A 24440-nucleotide genomic window follows, 5' to 3' on the forward strand; every position below is an offset into this window, starting at 1 on the left:
CGCGTCCGGGCACGATCGTTCGCTCGGAGTACCGTCCATCTCCGCACAGGGTGGCGTGCGGCCGTCCGGCGCGGTTGCTGTCAGCGTTGCTGTCGACAGCGTTTTACCCGCGCTCCCGGCCGGAGCTGCCCGGTGCTGGGGAGCCGAACCCGTGTTGTCGGCCAACGTTGGTTGTACCCGAACGGGTGCTGGTGTGCAGCGAGCACCAGCCGCCCGTAGACGGCCTGGTCCCGCCCGGACTGCTGCCCTCGGCTGCCGCTGATACTTGGCTAGGAGATGCTCCGTGTCTCGTCTTTCACGTAGATGAAGTGTTGCGCCTCCAACCTCGCGGCGGTCTCCCCCCTGTGGTAGCCGCACACGAAGCAAGTTCCTACCCCAACGCCAACCCCATACGGGTCGATGCTCGACACCACTAACGTCTCCTGGCCGCAGACATCGCACTCCTGCGGGTCGAAACCTGATGCACGCTCCTTCGGGTCGAACGGCAGAGCTTCATCCAGGTTGGCAACTCGGCGGGCCACCTCCTCCTTGCTGAGCAGCGCAAGGTAAGCCTCTGCGAACGCTCGCGCGTCCGCGTCACGTGCAAGGTCGCGGAGTTCGCGGTCATCGGCCTCGAACGTATCCAAGATGAGTAGGGCTGGATGCTGATCCAGCTCCCGCAGAGCGGTGATAGCGCCCGGGTCGACGAGGGCCGACCCCCCGCAGCCGTGCCTCAGAGGAGCGAGATCCCCTACTGCCTTTCGTAGCACCTGCACCTTGCTGGCGACTTGCTTGACGGCATCCGAGAGCGGGACATCCCCGCGACTCATCTCCTCGATCAGCGTCAGCAGGAGGGATGCGGAGCGCATGCGGCCCTTGCGTTTGGGCTCCTCCTCCTCGCCAGGCCACTCATGGGCCACGATCGCGACAAGTGCGTTGCTGGCAGCCGCGTCGAACAGGGCAGGCGCGCCAGCCCCTTCGCAGTTGAAGCCCAGCGCGAGAGTGTTTTGGGCGTATTCGTACCTTGCGGGGTGGAGTCTGTTCATCGAAAGAGTGTAGGGGCGGCCACTGTGCAGTGTCGCCACCGAGCCAGTCACAGCGACTGATGCCTGCAGGGCCCGGTCGCTCATGACTTTCACACCCGCCGGTCCTGACGAGCGGGGCGGAAGGCGCTTCCCGTGCCGCTTACACATGACCGCAGGTCGTCGCGCGGCGGACCCCGCATGTCGTACGCGCTCAGTATGCTGCCCCTCTGGCCGCAACCCACCGCACGGAGCCGCACTCGTGAGACAGCAATCTTGCTCCCTGCACAATCAAAAGGGTCGGCCGACACATCTAGCGCAAGTCCGCGCAAATCACAACACCTTGGGGCAACGCGACACGGGCCTTCCTGCTCGTTTTTATGCAGCCCCAGATCAATTGATGCCCGGAGACGATTGTGGAAAAGCGGCTCCTGAACGAGCGCGACATCTGCACAAAGTTCATCACGCCGGCGTTGCGGAAGGCGGGCTGGGACGAGATGACTCAGATTCGGGAGGAAGTCCGGTTCACAAAGGGGCGGGTCATAGTTCAGGGACGGACGATATCCCGAGGAAGGGGCAAGCGAGCCGACTACATCCTGTACTACAAGCCAAACATCCCGATCGCCGTCATTGAGGCCAAAGACAATAATCACGCCCTAGGCGCAGGCATGCAGCAAGCACTCGACTACGCCGAGACGCTCGATATCCCCTTCGCCTTCTCCTCTAACGGTGACGGATTTATCCTGCATGATCGCACGGGACAGAGTGAGGAAGTTGAAGGATTTTTGAGCCTCGACGGGTTTCCGTCTCCGCAAGATCTCTGGGATCGGTTCCTGGCATGGAAGGATCTCCCAAAGACAGCCGAGTCTCTAGTCCTTCAGACTTATTATGAAGCGGCGACCAGCAAAGCTCCGAGATACTATCAGCTAGTTGCCGTGAACCGGTCGGTCGAGGCGATAGCAAAAGGCCGCAAGCGTCTGCTCCTTGTCATGGCGACCGGAACGGGGAAAACCTACACTGCTTTCCAGATAATCTGGCGGCTTTGGCAATCGGGAAGAACGAAACGAGTTCTCTTTTTGGCCGACAGGAACGTTCTCGTCGACCAGACGATGGTAAACGATTTTCGCCCCTTCGGTGCCGCGATGGCCAAGCTCAGCACATCGGCAAAGACGCTTATACCTCAGCTCGATTCCGCCGATCGTGTCCAAGAGTTACCTGGAGGCACAAGGCGGCTCGACACATCTTATGAGATATACCTCAGCCTTTACCAATCAATCACAGGACCAGAGGATAAGCAGAAGGTTTACCGCGAGTTTTCTCGGGGCTTCTTCGACCTCATAGTTGTCGACGAGTGCCATCGGGGAAGTGCGGCAGAGGACTCCGCATGGCGGGAAATCCTGGAGTACTTTAAAGGTGCCATCCAGGTCGGTCTCACAGCAACACCGAAAGAAACGGAATACGTTTCGAATACCAGCTATTTCGGCGACCCCGTCTACACATACTCGTTAAGCCAAGGGATTGCTGACGGATTTCTGGCACCCTACAGAGTAATCCGGGTTGATATTGATGTTGACGTAGAGGGATACAGGCCAGAGAAGGGGCACCTGGACAAACGCGGGATACGCGTCCCGGACAAGCAGTTTACGGTCGACGAGTTCGACCGTCAAATCGTAATTGACGAGCGAACTAAGCTCGTTGCGAAACGAGTATCGGACTTCCTGAGAGAGAGCGGCGATAGGTATCAAAAGACCATTGTATTTTGTAGAGACCAAGAGCATGCATCGCGCATGCGCCAGGCCCTGGTCAACGAAAATTCAGACCTTTGCAAAATCAATCATCGATATGTCATGCGCATCACCGGAGGCGACTCCGAAGGAAACGCGCAGCTCGACAACTTCATTGATCCAGAATCGCGCTATCCAGTCATAGTCACCACCTCCCGCCTCTTGTCCACGGGCGTGGACGTGCAGACTTGCAGACTTGTGGTTATCGATCGGCCGATCAACTCCATGACCGAGTTCAAGCAGATCCTTGGCCGGGGGACGCGTCTGCACGAGGATACCCAGAAGTACTTTTTCACAGTTATGGACTTCCGATCCGCCACTCGCCACTTCTCGGATCCGGAATTCGACGGCAGCCCAGTACAAATCTATTCCCCGTCAGACAATGACCCCATTGTTCCACCAGAGGACACAAACAGCGAAGATTCTCGATCGTCGGCCCAAGCCAGCGAGGAGACTAGCCACTCATCGCAGTCCAGCTCAAAGGGAAGCAAGCGGCTTCGGCGAACTAAGCTGTACGTCGATGGTATCCCCGTACAGATCGTGGGCGAATCGGTGTCGTATCTTGACGACAAGGGGAAGGCCATTGCCGAAGGCATCGGCGACTTCGTCAGGCGCGCCATACGGAAGCACTTCCCTGCAAAGGCTGATTTTCTGGAGCGGTGGGCGCAGTCGCCTAGCAAGTACGCGCTGGTAGAGGACCTAACCAATGAGGGCCTGCCCATCAAGGAGCTTGCCCACCAGATGGATGAAGGACTGGATCCGTTCGACTTCATCCTTCATTTCGCCTTTGACGAGCTCGCGTACACCAGAGCTGACCGAGCCGCTCAGGCAAAAGCTTCTCAGCTCTTCCTCGAACAGAAACCCCAGATTCAGAAAGTGCTAGGTGCCCTACTAGAGAAGTATGCGGACGAGGCTATGTTAGAACTAGACGACCCTCGCGTCCTGCAAATCGCTCCGTTTAGTATGATGGGTACGCCGGTCCAGCTCATACAGCTCTTCGGTTCACTCGGCAACTACAAGAAGACCGTGCAAGCCCTGCAGGATGCACTCTACCCGGAGGCTGGCTAAGGATGTCAGTTCGTACAGCGGTCCGTTCCATCCAGGACATCATGCGGCAGGATGTCGGCGTCGATGGCGACGCCCAGCGAATCTCGCAGCTTTGCTGGATGTTCTTCCTAAAGATCGTTGACGACCAAGACACTCAGCTCCAGATGCTGCAGGACGGCTATGAATCACCTATTCCTGCAGAGCTGCAGTGGCGAGCCTGGGCCAGCGACCCCGAAGGAATTACCGGTGAGTCGCTGGTTGACTTCATCAACACGCAGCTGTTTCCGCGGCTGAAGGAGTTGCCTGTTACCGGCAGGCAGGCCAGCCGCGCCAGAGTGATCCGAAGCGTATTCGAAGATGCGTACAACTACATGAGGTCCGGGCAACTAATTCGTCAGGTTGTGAACCGGATCAACTCGGTTGACTTTAATGATCTCGCTGCCAGGCAGCACTTCGGCGACATCTATGAGCAGGTGTTGAACGATCTCCAAAGCGCGGGAAATTCTGGGGAGTATTATACGCCGCGAGGTGTAACGGCCTTCATGGCTGAGCGGGTAGATCCGAAGCCCGGTGAGGTGCTTCTTGATCCGGCCTGTGGGACTGGAGGTTTTCTTACATGCGCTATCCGTCATATGCGGGAGCGGTATATTAAGACCCCGGACGACGAGAAGCGCATGCAAGAATCCCTCCGGGCTGCAGAAAAGAAGCAACTCCCCCACATGCTCTGCGTAACGAATCTGCTGCTTCACGGCGTCGAAAGCCCTAGCTTCGTCCTCCACGACAATACGCTGGCGCGTCCCTATACGAGTTACACCACAGCAGAACGGGTCGACATAGTCCTCAGCAACCCGCCCTTCGGCGGGAAGGAAGAATCTGGTATCGAGTCCAACTTTCCGAAGCATCTGAAGACTCGCGAAACCGCAGACCTCTTCCTCGCTCTGATCATCCGGCTTCTGCGACCGAAAGGACGAGCAGCCGTGGTGCTTCCAGACGTCTCGCTGTTCGGTGAGGGCGTAAAGGCTCGACTGCGGGAGCAGCTCCTAGAAGAGTGCAATCTACACACCATCATTCGTCTGCCCAACAGCGTCTTCCGGCCTTACGCGAGTATCGGGACCAACCTGCTCTTCTTTGAGAAAGGTGAGCCCACGAAGGAGGTCTGGTTCTACGAACACAGAGTACCGGCCGGACAGAAGGCCTACTCTATGTCGAAGCCGATCCGACAGGGGCATTTTGACGAGTGCATCTCCTGGTGGGGAGGATCAAATCGGAATGGCCGTGTGGAGAACGACAAGGCATGGCGCGTCTCGGTTGAGGACATCAAGGCTGACGGCTTTAACCTCGACCTCAAGAATCCCGCGAACCGGGACGACGAATACCCAGACCCGGACGTCGTCCAGGCTGACCTCGACCAAACGGAAGAACGGTTGGCCGCACTTCGAAGTGAACTGTTTTCGATCCTCCGCGAGGCGGTCACCCGATGAACCCGGAACTGTTGCTGCGGCACTTTGACGCCCTGACTGATGCACCGATGAGTGTCAAGAGGCTGAGGTCTATCGTTTTAGAGCTTGCCGTACGTGGCCGCCTCGTGCCACAAGAGCCAGACGATGAGCCGGCCACTGAACTGCTACGGCGGGTGGAGAGTGAAATTCGAGATCTTGTTCACCGTAAGGAGATCAAGGAACCGAAGCGACCGAAGCCGGTTCCGGAATCAGGCTACAGTTCTAACTTGCCAGCTGGATGGGAGCTGGTACGGGCAGGCTCGCTTCTGACTTTCGTAACCAGCGGGTCAAGAGGATGGGCGGAATATTATTCCGAGTCAGGAGCCTTATTTCTGAGGATTGGCAATCTAGATTACGAGACCAATCGGCTGGACCTAGCGGACGTTCAGCACGTGAGACCGCCTGCAGGCGCAGAGGGGGCTCGAACGCTAGTGCACGGCGGGGACGTGCTGATTTCGATCACTGGCGATACTGGAATGGTGGGCCTTGTCCCTACCAACTTCCCCGAGGCATACATTAATCAGCACATCGCTCTATGCCGGCCATCGTCTGAGGTTTCAGCAGCCTTTCTCGCACTCTGCTTCACTGCCCCTTCGGCCATCCGGCAGCTTCAGGGCCGCCAACGTGGGATTAAGAATAGCCTTGGCCTCGAAGACATCAGGAATGTTCTGATTGGCCTTCCGCCGCTTTCCGAGCAACACAGGATTCTCGGCAAGGTGGAATCCTTGATGGACTTGTGCGATCAGCTGTCCTCAGAACTCGAGAAACGCGACTTCCAGCGCCAGCAGATGACAGAAGGCGTGTACGCCCTCTCGCTTGAGTTGTCCGCATAGGTCCACGAATTCCGCCATCCCGTCTGCCGTCGACCCGCACTCCTGTGGAGCGGGCCTCCGCCTGGCCCGCCACGTCAAGACGGCCTTGACACCCGTACGGACGTTGGCGGGTCGGGCGGTGGTCTGCTCGGCTCGCCCGGGTCGACGGTGGGCGGGATGGCTCCCACCGCCACCACCCACGGACCGCGAGCGCCGACGGGCCCCGGCCATCCTGGAGCCGGAGCGCCCCCGCCGGAGGCGCAGTAACCGCGCCCCGCGACCGCCGCCAGCTCGCCGACGCGGCCGGCGTCCGCTCCCCCACGCCGCGCGGTGCTCGCCGCGCGGCCCGGCCGGCTGCCGGCCCCCCACCACCCCACTGGACAACGGCCTGTCGTCATGCGGCGGCCCACCGGGCTACCCGCCTCCGCGCCAGCCGCCGGGCGTCCTGCGTGACCCGGAGTCGGAGCGCCAGCGGAGCGACGTGCACGCGCCCTGGCGGCGGCGCGTGCGGCCCGTTCAGGGCCGCCTTGAAGACGTACAGAAAGTTTGAACCACATCGCCGGTAGCCGGCCGGCCTCGTCTCGTCGCCCATCGAGCACGGGATGGTGCGGGCCGTGTGCGCTCCGTACCCTGGCGACATGGCCGACCTCGTCGATACCGCTCGGGAAGTTGCGCGGCACCTGTTGGAGACTCCGCTGCCCCGTCGATGGAGTCACGTCCAGGCGGTAGCCGCCAAGGCGGACCGGGTCAGCGCTGCTGTACCGGTCGAGGATCGTGCGGTGCTCGTGGCGTCGGCGTGGCTGCATGACGTGGGCTACAGCCCCGACCTGGTCGACACCGGCTTTCATTCGCTCGACGGTGGCCGCTGGCTGCGGCGCGAGCGATTCAACGAGCGGATCGCCGGCCTGGTGGCTCACCACTCGTGCGCCTGGCTGGAAGCCGAAGAGCGTGGGCTTGGTGGGGTCCTGGGCGCCGAGTTCCCCCGGGAAGAGACGCCGGTGACGGATGCCCTCTGCTTCTCGGACATGACGACCGGGCCGGACGGGCAGGACTTCGAGGTGTTGGAGCGGCTGGCCGAGATTCGGTCGCGGTACGGGCCGGAGCACCTGGTGACCCGGTTCATCAGCCGGGCGGAGCCGGAAATGGTCGCCGCTGTCCAGCGGACTCAGCGCAGGCTCGCCGGCAACGTCCCTCAGCCGATGTAGGGCTCCGTGCGGTCCTCGTATCCGTGGGTGATGCGGAGCAGGGTCGACGGATGGATGTCGAGTGCTTCCAGCTCGTCGCGGGCCACCCACCGGACGTCGCTTGATTCATCGCTGGGGGTCGGAGTGCCGTTGACGGGTACGGCTCGGAAGCAGAGCGAGAACTGCTGCCGCACCTCTCCGTCTGAGTACGCGATGACGTGGTCTGGGTCGGAGTAGACGCCGATCATGCCGGTCACCTCGACGCTGATGCCAGTCTCTTCGAGGGTCTCTCGTGTCGCTGTCTCGGAGACCGATTCGCCGATCTCCTGACCGCCGCCGGGCAGTGACCACAGACCGTTGTCGGTGCGCTGGATGAGCAGCACCCGGCCGTGCTCGTCGCGGACGAAGACGGAGACGGCCACGACGATGCTGTTCGCTTCCGGCGCGTTCGGGTCGTGGTAGTGCTCGGTTCTCGCCATGGCTCTAGGCTGCCACCTCACCGAGTGGCAGGGGCTTCGAGGCGGACAAGACGCGGTCGAAGCTGTCGGCGTAGGTGCCGAACAGGTCACCACCGTTGAGCCGCCGTAGGTGCATCACGGGCGCGTGTGGTGCCGGGAACCCGAGTACATGCATGTTCACCAGCATCTCGTCATCGAATCGATAGATCGAGTTGTACAGCGTCGTGTCGTGGTAAAGCACCTTCACCCCGGGCGCATCGTCGAGCCGCTTGTAGGACTGCTGCACCTGACGAATCTTCGCGGCCATCACGCCGGGCGCACCCTCCTCGACGCTTCTCCGCTCGATCGCGGCGCTGGTCGGGTCACCGAGCAGGATCGTCACCGCGACACCGTCAACACCCTTTTGACGCAGGATGTCGACAAGCCTCGGGTCCTGCTCCAACAGGAAAAGGCCGGCGTAGGCCAGTACGTCGATCCGCTTCTCGGCTCGCTCGATCAGTCGTCGCCACAGGTCGTACGGCACGGCGGACCGCCGGGAGTAGAGCTGGACCATCTCGCTCTGCCCGATCTTCGATGCCTTTTCCGGGGTCACCGCGTCCGGCCACAGGTACGGCACGTCTTCGCGCACCATGGCCGCGATCGCGTGCCGGTGCCGGGGGTACGGCGTCCGGTCCTGCGTGATCCACCGTTCGACGGTCTTCGGGTCCACCCCGATCCGCTCGGCCACAACGACAGGCGTCAGGCCGTTGCGCAGGATGGCATCGCGTAGCCGGTCGTTCGGCATCCGACCCTCCTCAAGGGACGACTAGGGACAACTAGACGATAGTCGAGACGTCCCATAGTCGTCCAGCCCTCGGGATGGGGCGTCCTCGCAGATTCGGGAGTCTTGACCTCAGAGGCCACGAGCAAGAGTCCACCGGGGACAAGCTCAATTTCTGGCCCGAGACACAGGAGGTCTGTTGTGAAGCTGTACGTGGACACCCAGAGCAAGCAGGTCCAGGTGACGAAGGACCCCGAGCCGAAGAACGACCAGAACGGCAATCAGCGGTCGGAGAAGAACACCGGCCGGCTCATGTGGTCCACCCAGGTCTTCGTACTCGACGAGACCGGCGGCGAGATCATCACCATCACCACGGCGGGTGAGAAGCCGAGCGTGATGGTGGGACAGCTCGTCGCTGTCGAGCAGTTGGAGGCCATTCCGTGGGCGACCAACGGGCGTAACGGCGTCGCGTTCCGCGCCATCTCGCTGAAGCCGAAGGCTGGTAACTCGGCGGCTAAGTAGTTCTTCGCTCACCGCGCTGTGTGAGCCTCTGGTGTCTGATGCACGAAGCGGCCTGATGGTCCGCTGAACTGATCCACCTTCGGTCCGGGAGCGTTTCTGGCTCCTATTCTCCCGGCCCTGGCAACCCGTGGTTGCCCTCTCGATATGGCGCGGGGTCGGTACTGGCTCCTACACCTGCCGACCTCGCCTGCCATTCCAACCCGTTCACCCACAATCGTTGGGAGTGGTTGTCGTGCTCGTTTCCGCCATCGTCTTCGCCGTTGTCGCGGCGACTCTCTACGCCGGCCACCAGGTGGCCGACCACGTCTTCGGCCAGTCCGACAAGCAAGCCGCCCACAAGGCTGCTCCCGGCTGGGACGGCTGGCGTCACCTGTTGGGCCACGTCGTGGCCTATCACCTCGTGGTGGTGGTCATGTTGACCGTCGCCATCGTCGCGCTTGGTCTGCCCGTCACCGTCGTCGGGCTCATCGCCGGAGTCGGCTTCTCCGCCGTCTCACACGCATTCCTCGACCGGCGTTGGCCGGTGCGGTGGTTGCTCATCCTCACCGGTAGCCGGGATTTCGCCGACCGGCAGGCCCCGATCTGCGGCATGTACCTGGCGGATCAGTCTCTGCACGCGGCTTGCCTGTGGGTATCCGCGCTGCTCATCGCCTGCTTGTAGGCGCAAGGGTCGCTACGCGGCCTGAGTGATTTCGAGCCCGGGGCCGGTACTGGCTCCTACACCTGCCGACCCCGTGCTCTCCAACCCATCCAGCCCAATCGCTTGGGAGGACGTGTCGTGTCCAAGTCTAGCCCTCGCCGCTCGTTCGGCCGGAAGTCAACCGGAACCGTGACAGTAATCGAGGCCAAGGTGCACCGGTCCTCGGCCCGGAACGCCCGCATGGCGTTCATCCTCACTGCGGTCATCATCGGCGTACTCGGTGCCGTGGTGGCCGCTTCCTACGTACACCCCATCATCGCGCTGTTCATCGGCGCGGCCATCGGCGTCCCGTGCGGCGCGCTGGCCTGGCTCCTGGTCCGCATCTGGCCGATCCTGCGGCTGCTGTGGTGGTGGACCCCCGAAATCGTCCTTGCCGTCGTGCTGCTGACGGCGTGGGTGCAGCTCGCCACCCACACCCCGACCATCGTCACCCTGGCCGTCGTCGCGGTCGCCCTCGGCGTCCCGGCCGCCATCCCCACCGTCCGCCGCCAGGTCGTCGCCTGGTTGTGGTGCCTCGCCGTGCGGCACCGGCTGCGCGTCTGCTTCGCGCAGTTCATCATCGCCAACCAGTCGGGGTCACTCCCGCTGATCCTCTGGGCGAAGCCGACCCCGGTCGGCGAACGGGTCTGGGTCTACCTGCGACCCGGCCTGTCCCTGGCGGACCTGGAAGGCCGCCTCGACAAGATCGCCGTCACCTGCCACGCCTCGTCCGTCCTGGTCGAGCGCGCCTCCGACGGCAACGCCGCGTACCTGCGGTTCGACGTCAAGCGTCGTGAGGTGCTCACCGCAACCGTCACGTCCCCGCTGGCCGACGTCATCACTCCCGATGCACCGGCCACCGACCGACCGACGCCGGTCATCCCCACCGCCCTGGACCTGCCCGACGTCCAGGCACCCACGGTCACCCTGCCCATCCAGCCCAAGAAGTCGGCCGCCACGTCGGCCAACGGCAGCAAGCCGGCCCCTGCGCCGTCGTCGGACGCCGACGACGTCTCCGACTGGATCTGATCCCGCAACCCATCCCGGACGCGGGGAGCCCTACGGGCTCCTTCGTGTGGCTTCCCGCGCCCATCAACGCCAAAGGAGGGCACTCATGGCTACGGCATCCGCCCCGACCGCCGGTATTCCGGTGGGGCCTGGCCTGTCGATGTTCGACCCGATCTTCGTCGGCATCGACGAGTTCGGCCAGCCCGTCTACATCACTCTGGCCTACCGCAACCTCCTCGCCGGTGGTGAACCCGGCGGAGGTAAGTCCGGCCTACTCAACACCATCGCGGCCCACGCTGCTCTCTCGGCTGACTCCCGTCTTGTCCTGCTCGACGGCAAGCTCGTCGAACTCGGCCAGTGGGAAGACTGCGCCGACGCCTTCATAGGCCCTGACATCACCGCCGCGCTCGACGTCCTCCGACGCCTACAGCAAGTGATGAACAACCGGTACGCCTGGCTGCGCGCCCACGGGCGTCGCAAGGTCACCGCGCTCGACGGGCTCTCCGTCATCACCGTCCTGGTCGACGAGATCGCCTTCTACTCCGCCACCATCGGCGGCAAGCAGGAACAGGAAGAGTTCGTCGCCCTCCTGCGGGACCTGGTCGCCCGGGGTCGAGCCGCCGGCATCCCCGTCGTCGCCGCCACCCAGCGACCGTCGTTCGACATCATCCCCACCAGCCTGCGGGACCTGTTCGGCTACCGCGCCGCGTTCCGCTGCACCACTCCCAACAGCTCGAACATCGTCCTCGGTCACGGCTGGGCCGAGCAGGGCTACTCCGCCACCGACATCGCCCCGACGAACCAGGGCGCGGCGTACCTCATCGCCGAAGGCGGCATCCCGCGCCGCATCAAGGTCGCCTACCTGACCGACGCCCAGATCGCCGGCATCGCCGACTACGCCGCCTGGACCCGTCGTCCCATCCGCCCGTCCGCACCGACCGGATCTCGACTCGATTGGGGAACCGCCGCATGACCCTGCGAGAGCTCATCCGCACCCGTCGTACCCCGCAGCCGACCACCCAGTACGTCGACCGGCACGTGGTCGGCACGCCCGAGGAACTCGCCACGCTCATGGCGCTGGCCACCGATCGTGGGCTCCTCGTCTTCGCCTCGGCACCCGTACAGGTGCCCGGCGACCCGACCCGCTTCCGCCGCTACCTGCGGCTGCGCGCCAGCTAATCGGCCGACGGAACCGGCTCAAGCCCTGGAAAGCAGACCGGTTCCGCCGACCTCCCACCAAGCCCTCCTGAAAGGACGTGGCTGCCATGAAGGCTACCCAGAACCCACCTACCACCGGAACGGTCACACCTGCTGACCTGCTCCGAATGGCCGCCCTCTACCTGCGCCGGCACGGCTGGCACCAGGGCACCTACTACCCCATCACCGCGCCCGCCGGCTGCCCTACGCCGCCGGCCTGCGCTGTCGGAGCGATCGGCATGGCCGTCGCCGGCCACCGCGTCGACCACTTCTACAGCCTCGACTTCGGCACCCAGGTCGCGTTCCGCACCGCCGTTGGTGTCTTCACCACCCACCTCGACGACTACGAGCCCATCTGCGCCGTCGACGACGACGGTTTCCTCATCGACGAACACACCTCCCCCTATTCCTGGAACGACGACCCCGGCCGTACTGCCGAGCAGGTCATCACGGCCCTTGAGTCCGCCGCCGACGACTGGGACTCCCTCCACACCGACGGGGGCGAGAACTGATGCCCACCGTCAAGCCCACCTTGACGCCGAACGTCCCGCGACAGAAGCGCCGGGACATCGTCGAGAACGACGAATTCGCGGCCTTCGCACGCCGCATCATCCGCGCCCACGGTCGCCGCGTCGCCACCGGTGACGTCGAAGCCCTACGCGATTTGGTCGCCCTCTCCGCTGTCATCGACGAGGCCATCACCGACGCCGTCGTCGGACTCCGCGCCTTCGGCTACTCCTGGGCCGAAATCGGCCAACGCCTCGGCATCTCCCGCCAAGCCGCCCAGCAACGCTGGGGAGACCGGTCGTGACCAACTTCTACGACCCGACCGGCACCCGCTTCGGCTTTCCCACCTACCCGTACCGGATGGCACCCAGTGGGCTCGCCACCCTGCGGCAGCTTCGGGCTGCCGGTCTGCGCCCCGGCGGGCATGACCCCGTCGCCCAGATCTTCTGGCGGCGCGGGAAGCGCGTCGCCTACCTCTACCGCCTCGACCTGGCCAAGCCCAAGCGCACCGCCACCCCCGCCCAGCGGGAGGCCATCGGCAAGGCGCTGCGCGCCCGCCGTACCTGCGCCGTCTGCGGCCTGGTCCGGCCCTACTACATCCCGCACCGCTACGGCTGCTGCCTCGACTGCCACGGAGGCCACTGATGGGTGTCCTGATCACCTTCGCCGTCATCCTGCTCATCGGCATCGCCATGGCCTACATGGGCGGTGTGCGATGAACCGTCAGCCCACCACCGGCACCCGAATCGAAGGTGTCGTCCTGGTCCTCATCCTGCTCACCGTCGCCGGATTCGCCGGTGCCGCCTCGTTCACCCACGTCAAGGACTGGACCCTCGACAACTCCCCGGCGGGAACGGGCGAGTGGTTCGGCTGGGCCAACGCCGTCATCTCCGAACTCGTCCCCATCGCCTGCCTGCTGACCATTCGGCGTCGACGCCGGGTCGGTGCTCCCATCGGCTACCCGTTGTTCCTGCTCATCGCCGCCGCCGGCCTCTCCCTGGCCGCACAACTCGCGGTCGCCAAGCCGGGCATCTCCGGTTGGCTGCTCTCGGCAGTACCGGCACTGGCCTTCATGGCTCTGGTGAAACTCGTCCTCGCGCCCGTCAAGGGCGACAACCCGACCACGCCGGTTGTCGAACCGGCCGAACCGATCCGGGCTGAGGTGGCCGAGCAGGTCACCACCGAACCGGCACCGCCGGCCGCCATCGCCACCGACCCGCAACCCCGTCCGGCCATCCAGCCCACCATCCCGGCCACCGAGCCGGAGCCGGTCGAGGTTCCGACCCACCTCCTGCCCATGGCCAGGTTCGCCGCAGCACAGCACGAGCAGAACACCGGGTCACCCATCACCGCCGCCGAGCTGGCCGACCGGCTCGACATCGCCCCGGCCACCGCCGGGCAACTCCTGACCACCCTGAGCGGTGGTGCCCGATGACCATCTACCTCGTCGACATCGAACAGGTCGTCCACACCTGCCCCGTCCACCCGGAGGGGCACCCGTACGACATCCGACGCACCATCGTCGACCTCATCCCCGGCGGACCCTGCCGGGCCCCGGTCACCGTCCGCTGCGGCGGACAGACCGTCCTGATCCCGTGCCGTCGGCACGAGCCGGCCAAGCGCCAGTGCGGCGCCTGCCGGGTCATCGTCACCGAACGCACCATCACCACCCGCACCCCGAACGGGATCGCGGTCTGATGGCCTCGACGCTGGACCTCACTCCCCGCGCTTCGGCCCGGGGGGTGGGCTCGAACGCCGACACCATCGTCTACGACTACACCGCCGCCGGGGCTGCCTTCGCCCGTGCCACCCGACCGGACTACTTCGGCTGGATCGAACATGTCCGCGCCGCCGGTGGCTGTACCCGACCGATCCGGCTCGCCGGGCAGCTCCTCACCGTCGAGCCTGGCACCGGGCGCGTCGTCGAGCAGCGGCACACCGACGGTATGCCCGACGCGGTCATCTACACCGCCTGCGGCAACCGGCGGGCCACCGTCTGCCCCTCCTGCGCCCGCACCTACCAACGCGACGCGTACCAGCTCCTACGCGCCGGTCTCGTCGGCGGCAAGGGTGTCCCCGACACCGTCACCCAGCACCCGGCTGTGTTCCCCACCTTCACCGCTCCATCCTTCGGGCCGGTCCACGTCCGCGCGGTCCGCAAGCACACCTGCCGGGACCGCAAGCGCTGCGACTGCCGCCCCGACCCCTGCCACGCCCGCCGCGCCGACGACCCCACCGCCGGCCACTGCCCACACGGCCGCCCCGCCGTCTGCTGGGCACGACACGCGCCCGGTGACGCCGCGCTCGGTCAGCCGCTGTGCCTGGACTGCTACGACCATGACCACCAGGTCGTCTGGAACCTGTTCTCCGGCGAGCTGTGGCACCGCACCAAACAAGCCGCGGAACGGCACCTGGCCAAGCTCGCCCGTCGTCGCGGCATCCCGCGCGTCCAGGTCACCACCGCCTCGGGCAACATCCGGACGGTCCCACCGGTTCGGCTGTCGCACGGCAAAGCGGCAGAGTTCCAGGCACGCGGCGCGGTGCACTTCCACGCCCTCGTTCGCCTGGACGGCGTCGACCCCGACGACCCGGCCGCCGTCGTCCCACCGCCGGCCGCGTTCACCGTTGACGACCTCGTCGACGCGCTCCGGCACTCGGCCGCGCAAGTCGCGTTCACCACCCCCGACCACCCCGACCAGCCCGCCGGCTGGCCGATCGCCTGGGGCGAGCAGCTCGACATCCGGCCCATCACGCTCACCGGCCACGGCGAGGTCACCGACAGCATGGTCGCCGGTTACCTTGCCAAGTACGCCACCAAGAGCACCGAGGTAACCGGGCACCGCTCCACCCGCCTCACCGCCGACACCATCGGGGACCACGCCGACCCCGACGGCGACCACACCGCCCGCCTCATCGACGCCTGCTGGCGGCTCGGCCGACCCACCGGCATCCCCGTACCGCTGTCCCAGCGGCCCCGCGACCACCGGCCCCGACCCGGCTTCGTCCCGCGCTGGGAGTGCCCCGACTGCGGCACCCACACCCGCTACGCCGCCTGCCCGGTCTGCGTCGCCCGACGTCAATCCGTCCTTGAAACCGAATCGACGAAACCGGCCACCGCCAATCCCTACGCCCGACTGCGCCGGTGGGCGCACATGCTCGGCTTCGGCGGCCACTTCCTCACCAAGGCCCGGCGGTACTCCGTCACCTTCCAACTCCTGCGCGACACCCGCCGTGCCCACCGGCAGCGCGAGGAACACGGGCACCCTGCCGTCGGCGGCCCACTCGTCGACGACGACACCACCCTGATCGTCGGCACCCTCGCCTTTGCCGGAGCCGGCTGGCACACCACCGGTGACGCGCTCCTCGCTAACACCGCCGCCGCTATGGCGAGAGAGCGACAAGCCGCCGGCCGCGAGGAACTCGCCCACGAACTCGGCACCACCCCGGCCGGCACCCTGCCGGCTGTCGCCTGACCCGACCTGAGGAGGTCACCCCTCATGACCACCACCGCCCGACCGGCCCCGATCATTCGGCTCGTCCCTCGCACCGGGACAGTCGTCGTCGCGCCGGTCACCTACACCGTTCGGGAGGTCGCCAAGCTGCTGGGCATCTCGCTCGGCAGCACGTACGCCCTCGTCCGCGCCGGCACCATTCCGGCGACCCGCCTCGGGGGCCGCTGGCTGATTCCCCGTACGCGGTTCCATGCCTGGCTCGACGGCGTCACCGAGCAACCCGCCGCCACCGGCACCGAACACGGTCGGGGGCGTTGATGGGCTTCGTCCGCAAGACTCCGGCCGGTACCTTCCGCGCCTGCTGGCGTGACCCCGCCGGCCAGCAGAAGTCGAAGAGTTTCCGCACGAAGCGGGAGGCCAGTGCCTACCTGGTGGAGATGGAAGGCAGCCTCAATCGGGGCACCTACGTCAACCCGCACGCCGGCCGTACCCGCGTCGGTGACTTCGCTCAGCAGTGGCTCGCCGCCCGCTCGGTCGAAGCGCGCACCACGGAACGGACCGTGTCCCTGCTCCGGGCTCATGTCCTGCCCAAGTGGGGTGACTGGCCGCTCGGGAAGGTCGACTTCATGTCGGTGCAGGAGTGGGTAACCGGGCTCGGCCGCGACCTCGCTCCCGCCACCGTGGGCAAGTGCTACCAACTGCTGTCGATGATCCTGCGAACCGCTGTGCAGGCCCGGCTGATCGCGGTCAACCCTGCCGAGGGCGTCAAGCTGCCCCGGGACCGGACGCGGGACGTCAAGCCGATCACGATCAGCCGGGAGAACTTCTTCGGCAAGCTGGTGCCGGCCGTCCCGCCCCGTCACCGGGCCATCGTCTGCACCGCCGCCGGGGCCGGGCTCCGCTGGGGCGAGTGCGCCGGGCTCACCTGGTCGTCAGTCGACCTCGACCGGGCATCGCTGCGCGTCGTCCAGGTCGCCGAGGAGACGCACGGCGGGATCGTGCTACGCCCGTACCCGAAGAGTCGCGCCGGAGTGCGGACCGTGCCGCTGCCCGGCTTCCTCGTCGACGCGCTACGTCAGTTGCACACCGCCGCCGACAACCCGGACCCGCGCACGCTGGTCTTCCGGGACCGGGTTGGCCGACCGCTGCGCCGATCGAACTTTCGCCGTCGGGTCTGGCTGCCCTCGCTGGTCCGCGCCGGCCTACTCGGCCAGGTCGTCGACACCGGCCCGCATCGATACCGGGCCGTCTGGCCCGACCGGGAAGGCATCGAGTGGTCGGCCGAGTTCACCACCGAGCGGGAAGCCGTTGCCTACGTCGCGGCGAAAGCTGCTGGCGGGATGCGGTTCCACGATCTGCGGCACGCCTACGCCACCTGGCTGGTCACCGACGGCGTGCCGATCAACCTGGTGCAGCGGGTCATGGGCCACGAGCAGGCGTCGACCACGCTCAACCGCTACACCCACACGCCGGACGACTACGCCGCCCGGGTCCTGGCCACCTTCGACGGCCCTGCTGCCTCTCTGCTGCCTCCGACGGGAGAAACCACGCCGGACGAGGCCGATGACGAGATCGGAGACGACCTGTGACCTGGGGCGGAGCGTTCCCACGGGAAAGGGACGACCCCCGTCGGGGGGAGACGGGGGTCGTCGGAGGTTCGGCTCCGGGGGGGTCGAGCCGAACCCGCTCAGCGGTCACGGGGGGTGCAACCGCCGAGAGTCTGCCGGTTGTACGAGATGTGAATACTCGTGCTACGAACAAGTCTGCCTGAGCGGACCTGTGTACGTCGAGTGGTGTAGCCTCCACTCCCCGCAGATTCCTTTTCGCAGAGTGTGACTGCAGTCACCCTGTGCAGGCGGCGGGGAGGCCGACCCGCAGGTCCACACGGTCCTTGGCCCCCGGGCATCCGCCGACGATAGACCATCGGGCTAGACTTTCGCGCCGTGGGCCGAAGTGCCGCTTTCTTCGATCTGGACAAGACCGTCATCGCCAAGTCGAGCGCCCTGGCGTTCGGTCGGCCGTTCTACCGGGACGGGCTGATCACTCGGCGTGACGTCGTCAAGTCGGCGTACGCGCAGCTGATGTTCCGGCTGGGCGGCACCGACGAGCAGACCATGGCCAGAACCAGGGACTACCTCGCCACGCTGTGCAAGGGGTGGCAGGTGGAGCAGGTCCGCCAGCTCGTCGCCGAGACACTGCACGAGCTGATCAACCCCTACGTGTACGCCGAGGCCGCCGCCCTCATCGAGGAGCACCAGGCGGCGGGGCGGGACGTGGTGCTGGTCTCCGCCTCCGGCGAGGAGATGGTCCGCCCGATCGGCGCGCTGCTCGGGGTCACCGACGTGATCGCCACCCGGATGGGTGTGGTGGACGGGCGGTACAGCGGCGAGGTCGAGTTCTATGCGGCTGGTCCGAGCAAGGTCGAGGCGGTCAGCGAGTTGGCCGAGGCGCGCGGGTACGACCTGGCTGACTCGTTCGCGTACTCCGACTCGTACACCGATCGGCCGTTGTTGGAGTGCGTGGGGCATCCCAGCGTGGTCAACCCGGACCGGCAGCTGCGCAAGCTCGCGGTGGAGAACGCCTGGCCGGTGCTGGAGTTCCGGCACCCGATCCCGCTGGGTCGGCGGCTGCGGGAGCGGCCGGGCGTCCCGGTGGCGGCGGCCGCGCTCGGCGTGGGTGTCGGGGTGGCGATCGGCATCGCCTGGTACGGGCGGCACCGCCGGACCCGCGCGGGCAGCTCGGCCTGATCCCCGCCCCTCGTCAAGCGGCGGCCAACACCTCGTCGCCGATGGCGGTGAGCTGGTCGGCGCCCATCTCGACGGCGGACATGTAGTGGCGTAGCCACGACCGGAGCCCGTCGGGTGTCCCGGTGGCGAAGGCTCCGGCCGCGCCGACGTACTCCGGCTCGCGTTCCCGGTGCCCGACGTCGACCGGCAGCAGGCCGCGTGGGTCGACGCCGCTGGCCAGCAGCACCAGGCGGGCCGCGCCCCGGGCCACCACGCCGGAGGGGCCGGCGAAGGGGCGCAGGTTCAGCAGTTCCCCGTGCACCACGGCGGCGAGCACCAGCGGGGTGACCCTGGTGCCGCCGGCCACCAGCCCGGCCAGGGCGTCGAGGCGGGCGGCCACCACCGGGTCGTCGACCGGGCGGCCCAGGTCGGGCTGGTCGACGATGTCGCGGGCGGCGAGTACGTGCAGCTTCGCGAGGGCCTGTCGGGGCGCTCGGGGCCAGAGGTCGATCAGCCCGGGGAGCGCACCGGTGACGCGCAGGGCACCCTGGAGGACCGGTTCGGTGACGGTGCCGGCGCGTACCGCCTCACGGTCGTGGGACCGGCCTTCCAGGCCGGCGCTGGCCACCGCGGACCGCAGGCCGACCTCGGCCACGACCTGGCCGCCGTGTCGGCGCAGCGCGCGGTGGCCGAGTGCCTGATCGAAGCGGGCGCGGGCGCGCGCGACGGCGTCGGCGACGTCGGCGAGGTCGAGCAGGGGCGCGAGCGGGTCGGCGGTCACCCCGTCACGCTATCGACCCGGCTGTCCGCGTCGAGCACGAGTCGGCGGTGGTGGGGTGCCGCAGGTGTTAGGAAGGGACCCTTCCTATGCACGAGGCGTTAATAAGGTGCCCTTCCTTACATCTCGGCGCGTGGGAGGGGCCGTTGGGCGACGAGGGCGGACGAGATCGGTCGCCTGGCGCGTCCGCCCCGGCTAACCTGCCCGGAAGAGAGGCAGGTCACCCCGAGCGACGAGGAGTCACCGCATGAGCGAGGCATTGGCCAATCTGCTGAACGAGACGCGCCAGTTCCCGCCGCCGGCCGAACTCGCCGCCGCCGCCAACGTCACCGCGGACGCATACGTCGAGGCCGAGAACGACCGGCTGGCCTTCTGGGAGCGCCAGGCCGGGCGGCTGACCTGGGCGAAGCAGTGGGACCAGGTGTTGGACTGGTCGAACCCGCCGTTCGCGAAGTGGTTCGTGGGTGGGCAGCTCAACGTGGCGTACAACTGTCTGGACCGGCACGTCGAGGCGGGTCGGGGCGACAAGGTGGCGATCCACTGGGAGGGCGAGCCGGGCGACACCCGGACCATCACCTACGCCGACCTGCACCGGATGACGTGCCAGGCGGCGAACGCCCTCACCGACCTCGGGGTGGTCGCCGGTGACCGGGTGGCGATCTATCTGCCGATGATCCCGGAGGCGGCGGTCGCGATGCTCGCCTGCGCCCGGATCGGGGCGACGCACAGCGTGGTCTTCGGCGGCTTCTCCGCCGAGTCGCTGACCAACCGGATCCAGGACGCCACCGCCAAGGTCGTGATCACCGCGGACGGCGGTTACCGCCGGGGCAAGCCGTCGGCGCTCAAGCCGACCGTGGACGACGCGGTGGCGAACTGCCCGTCAGTGGAGCACGTGCTGGTGGTGCGCCGGACCGGCGAGCAGGTCGGCTGGTCGGAGCGGGACCACTGGTGGCACGAGACGGTGGAGCAGGCGTCGACCGAGCACGCCGCGCAGCCGTTCGACGCCGAGCACCCGCTGTTCATCCTGTACACCAGCGGCACCACGGCCCGCCCGAAGGGCATCCTGCACACCACCGGCGGGTACCTGACCCAGACCTCGTACACCTCGCACGCGGTCTTCGACCTGAAGCCGGAGAGCGACGTCTACTGGTGCACGGCGGACATCGGCTGGGTGACCGGCCACTCCTACATCGTGTACGGCCCGCTCTCCAACGGCGTCAGCCAGGTCATGTACGAGGGCACCCCGGACACCCCGCACAAGGGCCGCTTCTGGGAGATCGTCGACAAGTACGGCGTCACGATCCTCTACACGGCACCGACGTTGATCCGCACGATGATGAAGTGGGGCGACGAGATCCCCGCGGAGTACAGCCTCTCCACGCTCCGCCTGCTCGGCAGCGTCGGCGAACCGATCAACCCCGAGGCCTGGATGTGGTACAGGCAGCACGTCGGGCGGGGCGAACTGCCGATCGTGGACACCTGGTGGCAGACCGAGACCGGCGCCATGATGATCTCGCCGTTGCCCGGGGTGACCGCCGCGAAGCCGGGTTCGGCGATGACGCCGCTGCCGGGTGTCAGCGCCGACGTGGTGGACGACCAGGGCCAGTCGGTGCCGATCGGCGGCGGCGGGTACCTGGTGCTGCGGGAGCCGTGGCCGTCGATGCTGCGCACGATCTGGGGCGACGACAACCGGTTCATCGAGACGTACTGGTCCCGGTTCGGCGCGGGGGTGAGCGGCAACGCCGACGACCCGTGGGTCTACTTCGCCGGTGACGGGGCGAAGAAGGACGACGACGGGCACCTCTGGCTGCTCGGCCGGGTCGACGACGTCATGCTGGTCTCCGGGCACAACATCTCCACCACGGAGGTGGAGTCGGCGCTGGTGTCGCACCCGTCGGTGGCGGAGGCGGCGGTGGTCGGCGCCACCGACCCGACGACCGGTCAGGCGATCGTGGCGTTCGCGATCCCGCGCGGCAGCATCGACACCGCCGGTGAGGCCGGTGAGCAGCTCATCGCCGACCTGCGCAACCACGTGGCGAAGACGCTCGGCCCGATCGCCAAGCCGCGCCAGATCATGTTGGTGCCGGAGCTGCCGAAGACCCGCTCCGGCAAGATCATGCGCCGGCTGCTGCGGGACGTGGCGGAGAACAGGTCGCTGGGCGACGTCACCACGTTGCAGGACTCGTCGGTGATGGACCTGATCGCCTCCGGCATGGGCGGGGGCAAGTCCGACGAGGACTGACGGATAGGCGTACCACTCGACGGGTGGCGGTCCGACGCGGACCGCCACCCGTCGATGTCTGTCCGGACCTGCGCGGACGCCGGGTGGCCGCCACCGAGGGCTGTGACAGTGAAAACGCCTGCCAACAACTCGGTGCCACAAAATCGACGCATACCCCTTCCCCTGTAGCCCCACGAGTGCCTATGTTCACCAGTGGCCCCATCCGTAGGGGCCTATTTCACCGGTCCACAACCCCCGACGGGCCGGTTCCCTCAATCCGGAGGTACCACGTGCGGAAAGTCGCAGTGGGTCTGCTCGGGCTCTCGCTGACCGCGACAGGGTTGACGGTCGGCGCTTCCGCCGCCGCCGCGCCTGCCACGGCGCCGTCGGCCCAGTCGATCGCGGAGCCCGCCCACGCCGAACACGACCTGCCGAACCCGCTGGAGGACAAGCGCCGCGCCCTGCGCGAGCAGGGTCTGAGCGAGGTTCTCTCGGGTCGGGCCGAGGCGGAGCGGATCAACGGCAGCACGGTGGTCAAGGTCGGCGAGCGGGCCACCAAGGGTGGCAAGGCCGGCCGCAACGCCAAGACCACCAAGGGCGGCAAGGGCCCGACCGAGAAGCAGTACGTCGAACTGTCGCGGGAGAAGACCGACCGGATCTTCGTGATCCTCGCCGAGTTCGGCAACGAGCGACACCCGGACTACCCCGACCAGGACACCGACCCCGACACCCCCGGCCCGGTTCGGTTCGACGGACCGATGCACAACGAGATCCCGGAGCCGGACCGCCGGGTGGACAACTCCACCGTCTGGCAGCCGGACTACGACGCCGACCACTTCCGGAAGCTGTACTTCGGCACCGGCCCCGGCGACGAGTCGGTGAAGCAGTACTACGAGGCCCAGTCCTCCGGGCGCTACAGCGTCGACGGTGTGGTCACCGACTGGGTGAAGGTCAACTACAACCAGGCCCGGTACGGGCGCTCAAGCGGCTACCCGTGCGACGGGATCGTCTGCAACAACGTGTGGGCGCTGGTGCGCGACGCCGCCAACAAGTGGGTCGCCGACCAGAAGGCGGCCGGACGGACCGACGCGGAGATCGCCGCCGACGTGCGGGCGATGGACCAGTGGGACCGGTACGACCACGACGGTGACGGCGACTTCAACGAGCCGGACGGCTACATCGACCACTTCCAGATCGTGCACGCCGGTGGCGACATGGCCGACGGCGACCCGATCTACGGCGAGGACGCGATCTGGAGCCACCGCTGGTACGCGTACGCCTCCGACCAGGGACGCACCGGCCCGCCGAACTTCCCGGCCGGCGGCACCCAGATCGGCGACACCGGAATCTGGATCGGTGACTACACGATCCAGCCGGAGAACGGCGGTCGCAGCGTCTTCTACCACGAGTACGCCCACGACCTCGGCCTGCCGGACGACTACAACGTCATCAGCGGCGGCGACAACAACAACGAGCACTGGACCCTGATGGCCCAGAGCCGCCTCGGCGCCAAGAACGACGGCGGTATCGGCGAGCGCGGCGGTGACCTCGGTGCGTGGAACAAGCTCCAGCTCGGCTGGCTCGACTACGAGGTGATCGTGGCCGGGCAGAAGCGCACGCTGGTGCTCGGCCCGCAGGAATACAACACCAAGGAGGCCCAGGCCGCCGTGGTGGTGCTGCCCGAACGGGAGTACACGTTCGAGAACGGTGCGCCGTTCGAGGGCGACAAGCAGTTCTTCTCCGGCAACGCCGACGACCTGAACAGCACCCTGACCAGGACGTTCGACCTGAGCGGAGCGTCGTCGGCAAGCGTCTCGCTGAAGGGCCGCTACAGCATCGAGGCGGACTTCGACTACCTGTTCTTCGAGACCTCGACCGACGGCGGGCAGACCTGGACGCCGCAGCCCGGCACCGCCGACGGCCGGCCGTTCAAGGAGATCTCCCCCGGCCGGTACGCGCTGGACGGCAGCACCGACGACGAGTGGGTGGACGTCCAGGTCCCGCTGGACTCGGTGGCCGGCAACAGCGTCGGGTTCCGCCTGCGCTACCAGACGGACGGCGCGGTCGCCGAGGGCGGGTTCTTCGGTGACGCGATCACGCTGACCGCCGACGGGCAGACGGTCTTCGTCGACGGTGCCGAGGACGGTGCCACCGGCTGGACGCTGGCCGGCGGGTTCGAGGTCGTCGAGGAGACGTACACCCGCAGCTTCCCGAACTACTACATCGCCGGTACGCGGCAGTACATCTCGTACGACAAGTACCTCAAGACCGGCCCGTACTTCTTCGGGTACGCCAACACCAAGCCGGACTTCGTGGACCACTACGCGTACCAGGAGGGTCTGCTGATCTCGTACTGGAACACCCGGTGGTCGGACAACGACACGTTCGCGCACCCGGGCGAGGGCCGGAACCTGATCATCGACTCCCGCCCACGGCCGATCTACAACCTGACGGGTCAGCCCTGGCGGGCCCGGATCCAGGTCTACGACGCGCCGTTCAGCCTCAAGAAGGCCGACTCGTTCACGCTGCACCTCAACAGCCAGCCCCAGTACATCCGGGGTCAGGCCGCGCAGCCGCTGTTCGACGACACCAAGCAGTACTGGTTCCCGGAGCTGCCCAACCACGGCGTCAAGCTCCCGGCCACCGGCACCAAGATCAAGGTGCTGGAGCAGGACGGCATCTACACCAAGGTCCGGTTCTCCTGAGCCATCGACCTGACATGACGACGCCCCGGGCAGGCCATCTGCCCGGGGCGTCGCCCCTGCCGGGCCGGTGGTCCGGTCGGCCCGCCCGGGCCGGCGGCGG

Annotated in this window: 24 protein-coding genes; 20 read left to right on the forward strand and 4 right to left on the reverse strand. The window is 66.7% G+C overall.

Annotated features, from left to right (window positions below; genetic code table 11):
* Window positions 1-269: 269 nt before the first annotated feature.
* Entirely contained in the window at window positions 270-1025 is a 756-nt protein-coding gene (locus ACZ31C_RS02265) for a hypothetical protein (protein ID WP_465793847.1), read from the reverse strand.
* Between the two features lie 392 nt (window positions 1026-1417).
* Between ACZ31C_RS02265 and hsdR the strand changes: the two genes are divergently transcribed.
* The 4 genes from hsdR (at window position 1418) to ACZ31C_RS02285 (ending at window position 7348) form a co-directional block, all read left to right on the forward strand.
* Window positions 1418-3853 carry an EcoAI/FtnUII family type I restriction enzme subunit R gene (gene hsdR / locus ACZ31C_RS02270; protein WP_465793848.1) on the forward strand — a complete coding sequence of 812 codons (2436 nt, stop codon included), beginning with the start codon at window positions 1418-1420 and terminating at the stop codon, window positions 3851-3853.
* A 2-nt stretch (window positions 3854-3855) separates the two neighbouring features.
* Entirely contained in the window at window positions 3856-5313 is a 1458-nt protein-coding gene (locus ACZ31C_RS02275) for an N-6 DNA methylase (protein WP_465793849.1), read from the forward strand.
* Complete coding sequence (locus tag ACZ31C_RS02280) at window positions 5310-6164, forward strand: restriction endonuclease subunit S (protein ID WP_465793850.1); 855 nt, start codon at window positions 5310-5312, stop codon at window positions 6162-6164. Before ACZ31C_RS02275 ends, ACZ31C_RS02280 begins: the two co-directional genes overlap by 4 nt.
* A gap of 617 nt (window positions 6165-6781) precedes the next feature.
* Window positions 6782-7348: an HD domain-containing protein gene (locus tag ACZ31C_RS02285; RefSeq protein ID WP_465793851.1), complete on the forward strand. Its 567-nt coding sequence runs from the start codon at window positions 6782-6784 to the stop codon at window positions 7346-7348.
* Here ACZ31C_RS02285 and ACZ31C_RS02290 read toward each other — a convergent pair.
* On the reverse strand, window positions 7336-7806 hold the full coding sequence (locus ACZ31C_RS02290; protein ID WP_465793852.1) for an NUDIX domain-containing protein: 471 nt from the start codon (window positions 7804-7806) through the stop codon (window positions 7336-7338). The two genes, ACZ31C_RS02285 and ACZ31C_RS02290, sit on opposite strands and share 13 nt — an antisense overlap.
* A 4-nt stretch (window positions 7807-7810) precedes the next feature.
* Complete coding sequence (locus tag ACZ31C_RS02295; protein ID WP_111244788.1) at window positions 7811-8569, reverse strand: XRE family transcriptional regulator; 759 nt, start codon at window positions 8567-8569, stop codon at window positions 7811-7813.
* A gap of 177 nt (window positions 8570-8746) precedes the next feature.
* Here ACZ31C_RS02295 and ACZ31C_RS02300 point away from each other — a divergent pair, with 177 nt between their 5' ends.
* The 14 genes from ACZ31C_RS02300 to ACZ31C_RS02365 all read left to right on the forward strand — a co-directional run bounded on the left by ACZ31C_RS02300 (window position 8747) and on the right by ACZ31C_RS02365 (window position 18657).
* The gene (locus tag ACZ31C_RS02300) at window positions 8747-9067 is read left to right on the forward strand and encodes a hypothetical protein (RefSeq protein ID WP_111244787.1); all 321 of its coding nucleotides are present in this window, start codon (window positions 8747-8749) and stop codon (window positions 9065-9067) included.
* 223 nt (window positions 9068-9290) lie between these two features.
* Window positions 9291-9728 carry a DUF3307 domain-containing protein gene (locus tag ACZ31C_RS02305; protein ID WP_396692128.1) on the forward strand — a complete coding sequence of 146 codons (438 nt, stop codon included), beginning with the start codon at window positions 9291-9293 and terminating at the stop codon, window positions 9726-9728.
* 168 nt (window positions 9729-9896) lie between these two features.
* Entirely contained in the window at window positions 9897-10775 is an 879-nt protein-coding gene (locus tag ACZ31C_RS02310) for a hypothetical protein (protein WP_465793853.1), read from the forward strand.
* 85 nt (window positions 10776-10860) lie between these two features.
* Complete coding sequence (locus ACZ31C_RS02315) at window positions 10861-11727, forward strand: FtsK/SpoIIIE domain-containing protein (protein WP_465793854.1); 867 nt, start codon at window positions 10861-10863, stop codon at window positions 11725-11727.
* Entirely contained in the window at window positions 11724-11933 is a 210-nt protein-coding gene (locus ACZ31C_RS02320; protein ID WP_465793855.1) for a hypothetical protein, read from the forward strand. The genes ACZ31C_RS02315 and ACZ31C_RS02320 overlap by 4 nt, the downstream gene beginning before the upstream one ends.
* Window positions 11934-12019: 86 nt before the next feature.
* A complete protein-coding gene (locus ACZ31C_RS02325) occupies window positions 12020-12463 on the forward strand; it encodes a DUF6197 family protein (protein WP_465793856.1) in 444 nt (147 codons plus the stop codon).
* Window positions 12463-12762: a hypothetical protein gene (locus tag ACZ31C_RS02330; protein WP_111244781.1), complete on the forward strand. Its 300-nt coding sequence runs from the start codon at window positions 12463-12465 to the stop codon at window positions 12760-12762. The genes ACZ31C_RS02325 and ACZ31C_RS02330 overlap by 1 nt, the downstream gene beginning before the upstream one ends.
* On the forward strand, window positions 12759-13103 hold the full coding sequence (locus tag ACZ31C_RS02335) for an RRQRL motif-containing zinc-binding protein (protein ID WP_303393475.1): 345 nt from the start codon (window positions 12759-12761) through the stop codon (window positions 13101-13103). The genes ACZ31C_RS02330 and ACZ31C_RS02335 overlap by 4 nt, the downstream gene beginning before the upstream one ends.
* Before the next feature lie 70 nt (window positions 13104-13173).
* Window positions 13174-13893, forward strand: coding sequence for a hypothetical protein (locus ACZ31C_RS02340; protein WP_111244779.1), 720 nt, complete (start codon window positions 13174-13176; stop codon window positions 13891-13893).
* Window positions 13890-14156: a hypothetical protein gene (locus ACZ31C_RS02345; protein ID WP_465793857.1), complete on the forward strand. Its 267-nt coding sequence runs from the start codon at window positions 13890-13892 to the stop codon at window positions 14154-14156. Before ACZ31C_RS02340 ends, ACZ31C_RS02345 begins: the two co-directional genes overlap by 4 nt.
* On the forward strand, window positions 14156-15931 hold the full coding sequence (locus ACZ31C_RS02350) for a replication initiator (RefSeq protein ID WP_465793858.1): 1776 nt from the start codon (window positions 14156-14158) through the stop codon (window positions 15929-15931). The genes ACZ31C_RS02345 and ACZ31C_RS02350 overlap by 1 nt, the downstream gene beginning before the upstream one ends.
* A gap of 24 nt (window positions 15932-15955) precedes the next feature.
* Window positions 15956-16228 carry a helix-turn-helix domain-containing protein gene (locus ACZ31C_RS02355; RefSeq protein WP_465793859.1) on the forward strand — a complete coding sequence of 91 codons (273 nt, stop codon included), beginning with the start codon at window positions 15956-15958 and terminating at the stop codon, window positions 16226-16228.
* Window positions 16228-17499: a tyrosine-type recombinase/integrase gene (locus tag ACZ31C_RS02360; protein ID WP_465794346.1), complete on the forward strand. Its 1272-nt coding sequence runs from the start codon at window positions 16228-16230 to the stop codon at window positions 17497-17499. The genes ACZ31C_RS02355 and ACZ31C_RS02360 overlap by 1 nt, the downstream gene beginning before the upstream one ends.
* 354 nt (window positions 17500-17853) lie before the next feature.
* Complete coding sequence (locus ACZ31C_RS02365) at window positions 17854-18657, forward strand: HAD family hydrolase (RefSeq protein ID WP_350697401.1); 804 nt, start codon at window positions 17854-17856, stop codon at window positions 18655-18657.
* Window positions 18658-18670: 13 nt separating this feature from the next.
* On the opposite strand, the gene ACZ31C_RS02370 is transcribed toward ACZ31C_RS02365, so the two are convergent.
* Window positions 18671-19417: a Fic family protein gene (locus ACZ31C_RS02370; protein WP_465793860.1), complete on the reverse strand. Its 747-nt coding sequence runs from the start codon at window positions 19415-19417 to the stop codon at window positions 18671-18673.
* 244 nt (window positions 19418-19661) lie between these two features.
* Between ACZ31C_RS02370 and acs the strand changes: the two genes are divergently transcribed.
* A complete protein-coding gene (gene acs / locus ACZ31C_RS02375) occupies window positions 19662-21656 on the forward strand; it encodes an acetate--CoA ligase (protein WP_465793861.1) in 1995 nt (664 codons plus the stop codon).
* Between the two features lie 284 nt (window positions 21657-21940).
* Window positions 21941-24340, forward strand: coding sequence for an immune inhibitor A domain-containing protein (locus ACZ31C_RS02380; protein WP_465794347.1), 2400 nt, complete (start codon window positions 21941-21943; stop codon window positions 24338-24340).
* Window positions 24341-24440 lie beyond the last annotated feature (100 nt).

Source organism: Micromonospora sp. NPDC023869 (assembly GCF_055559695.1).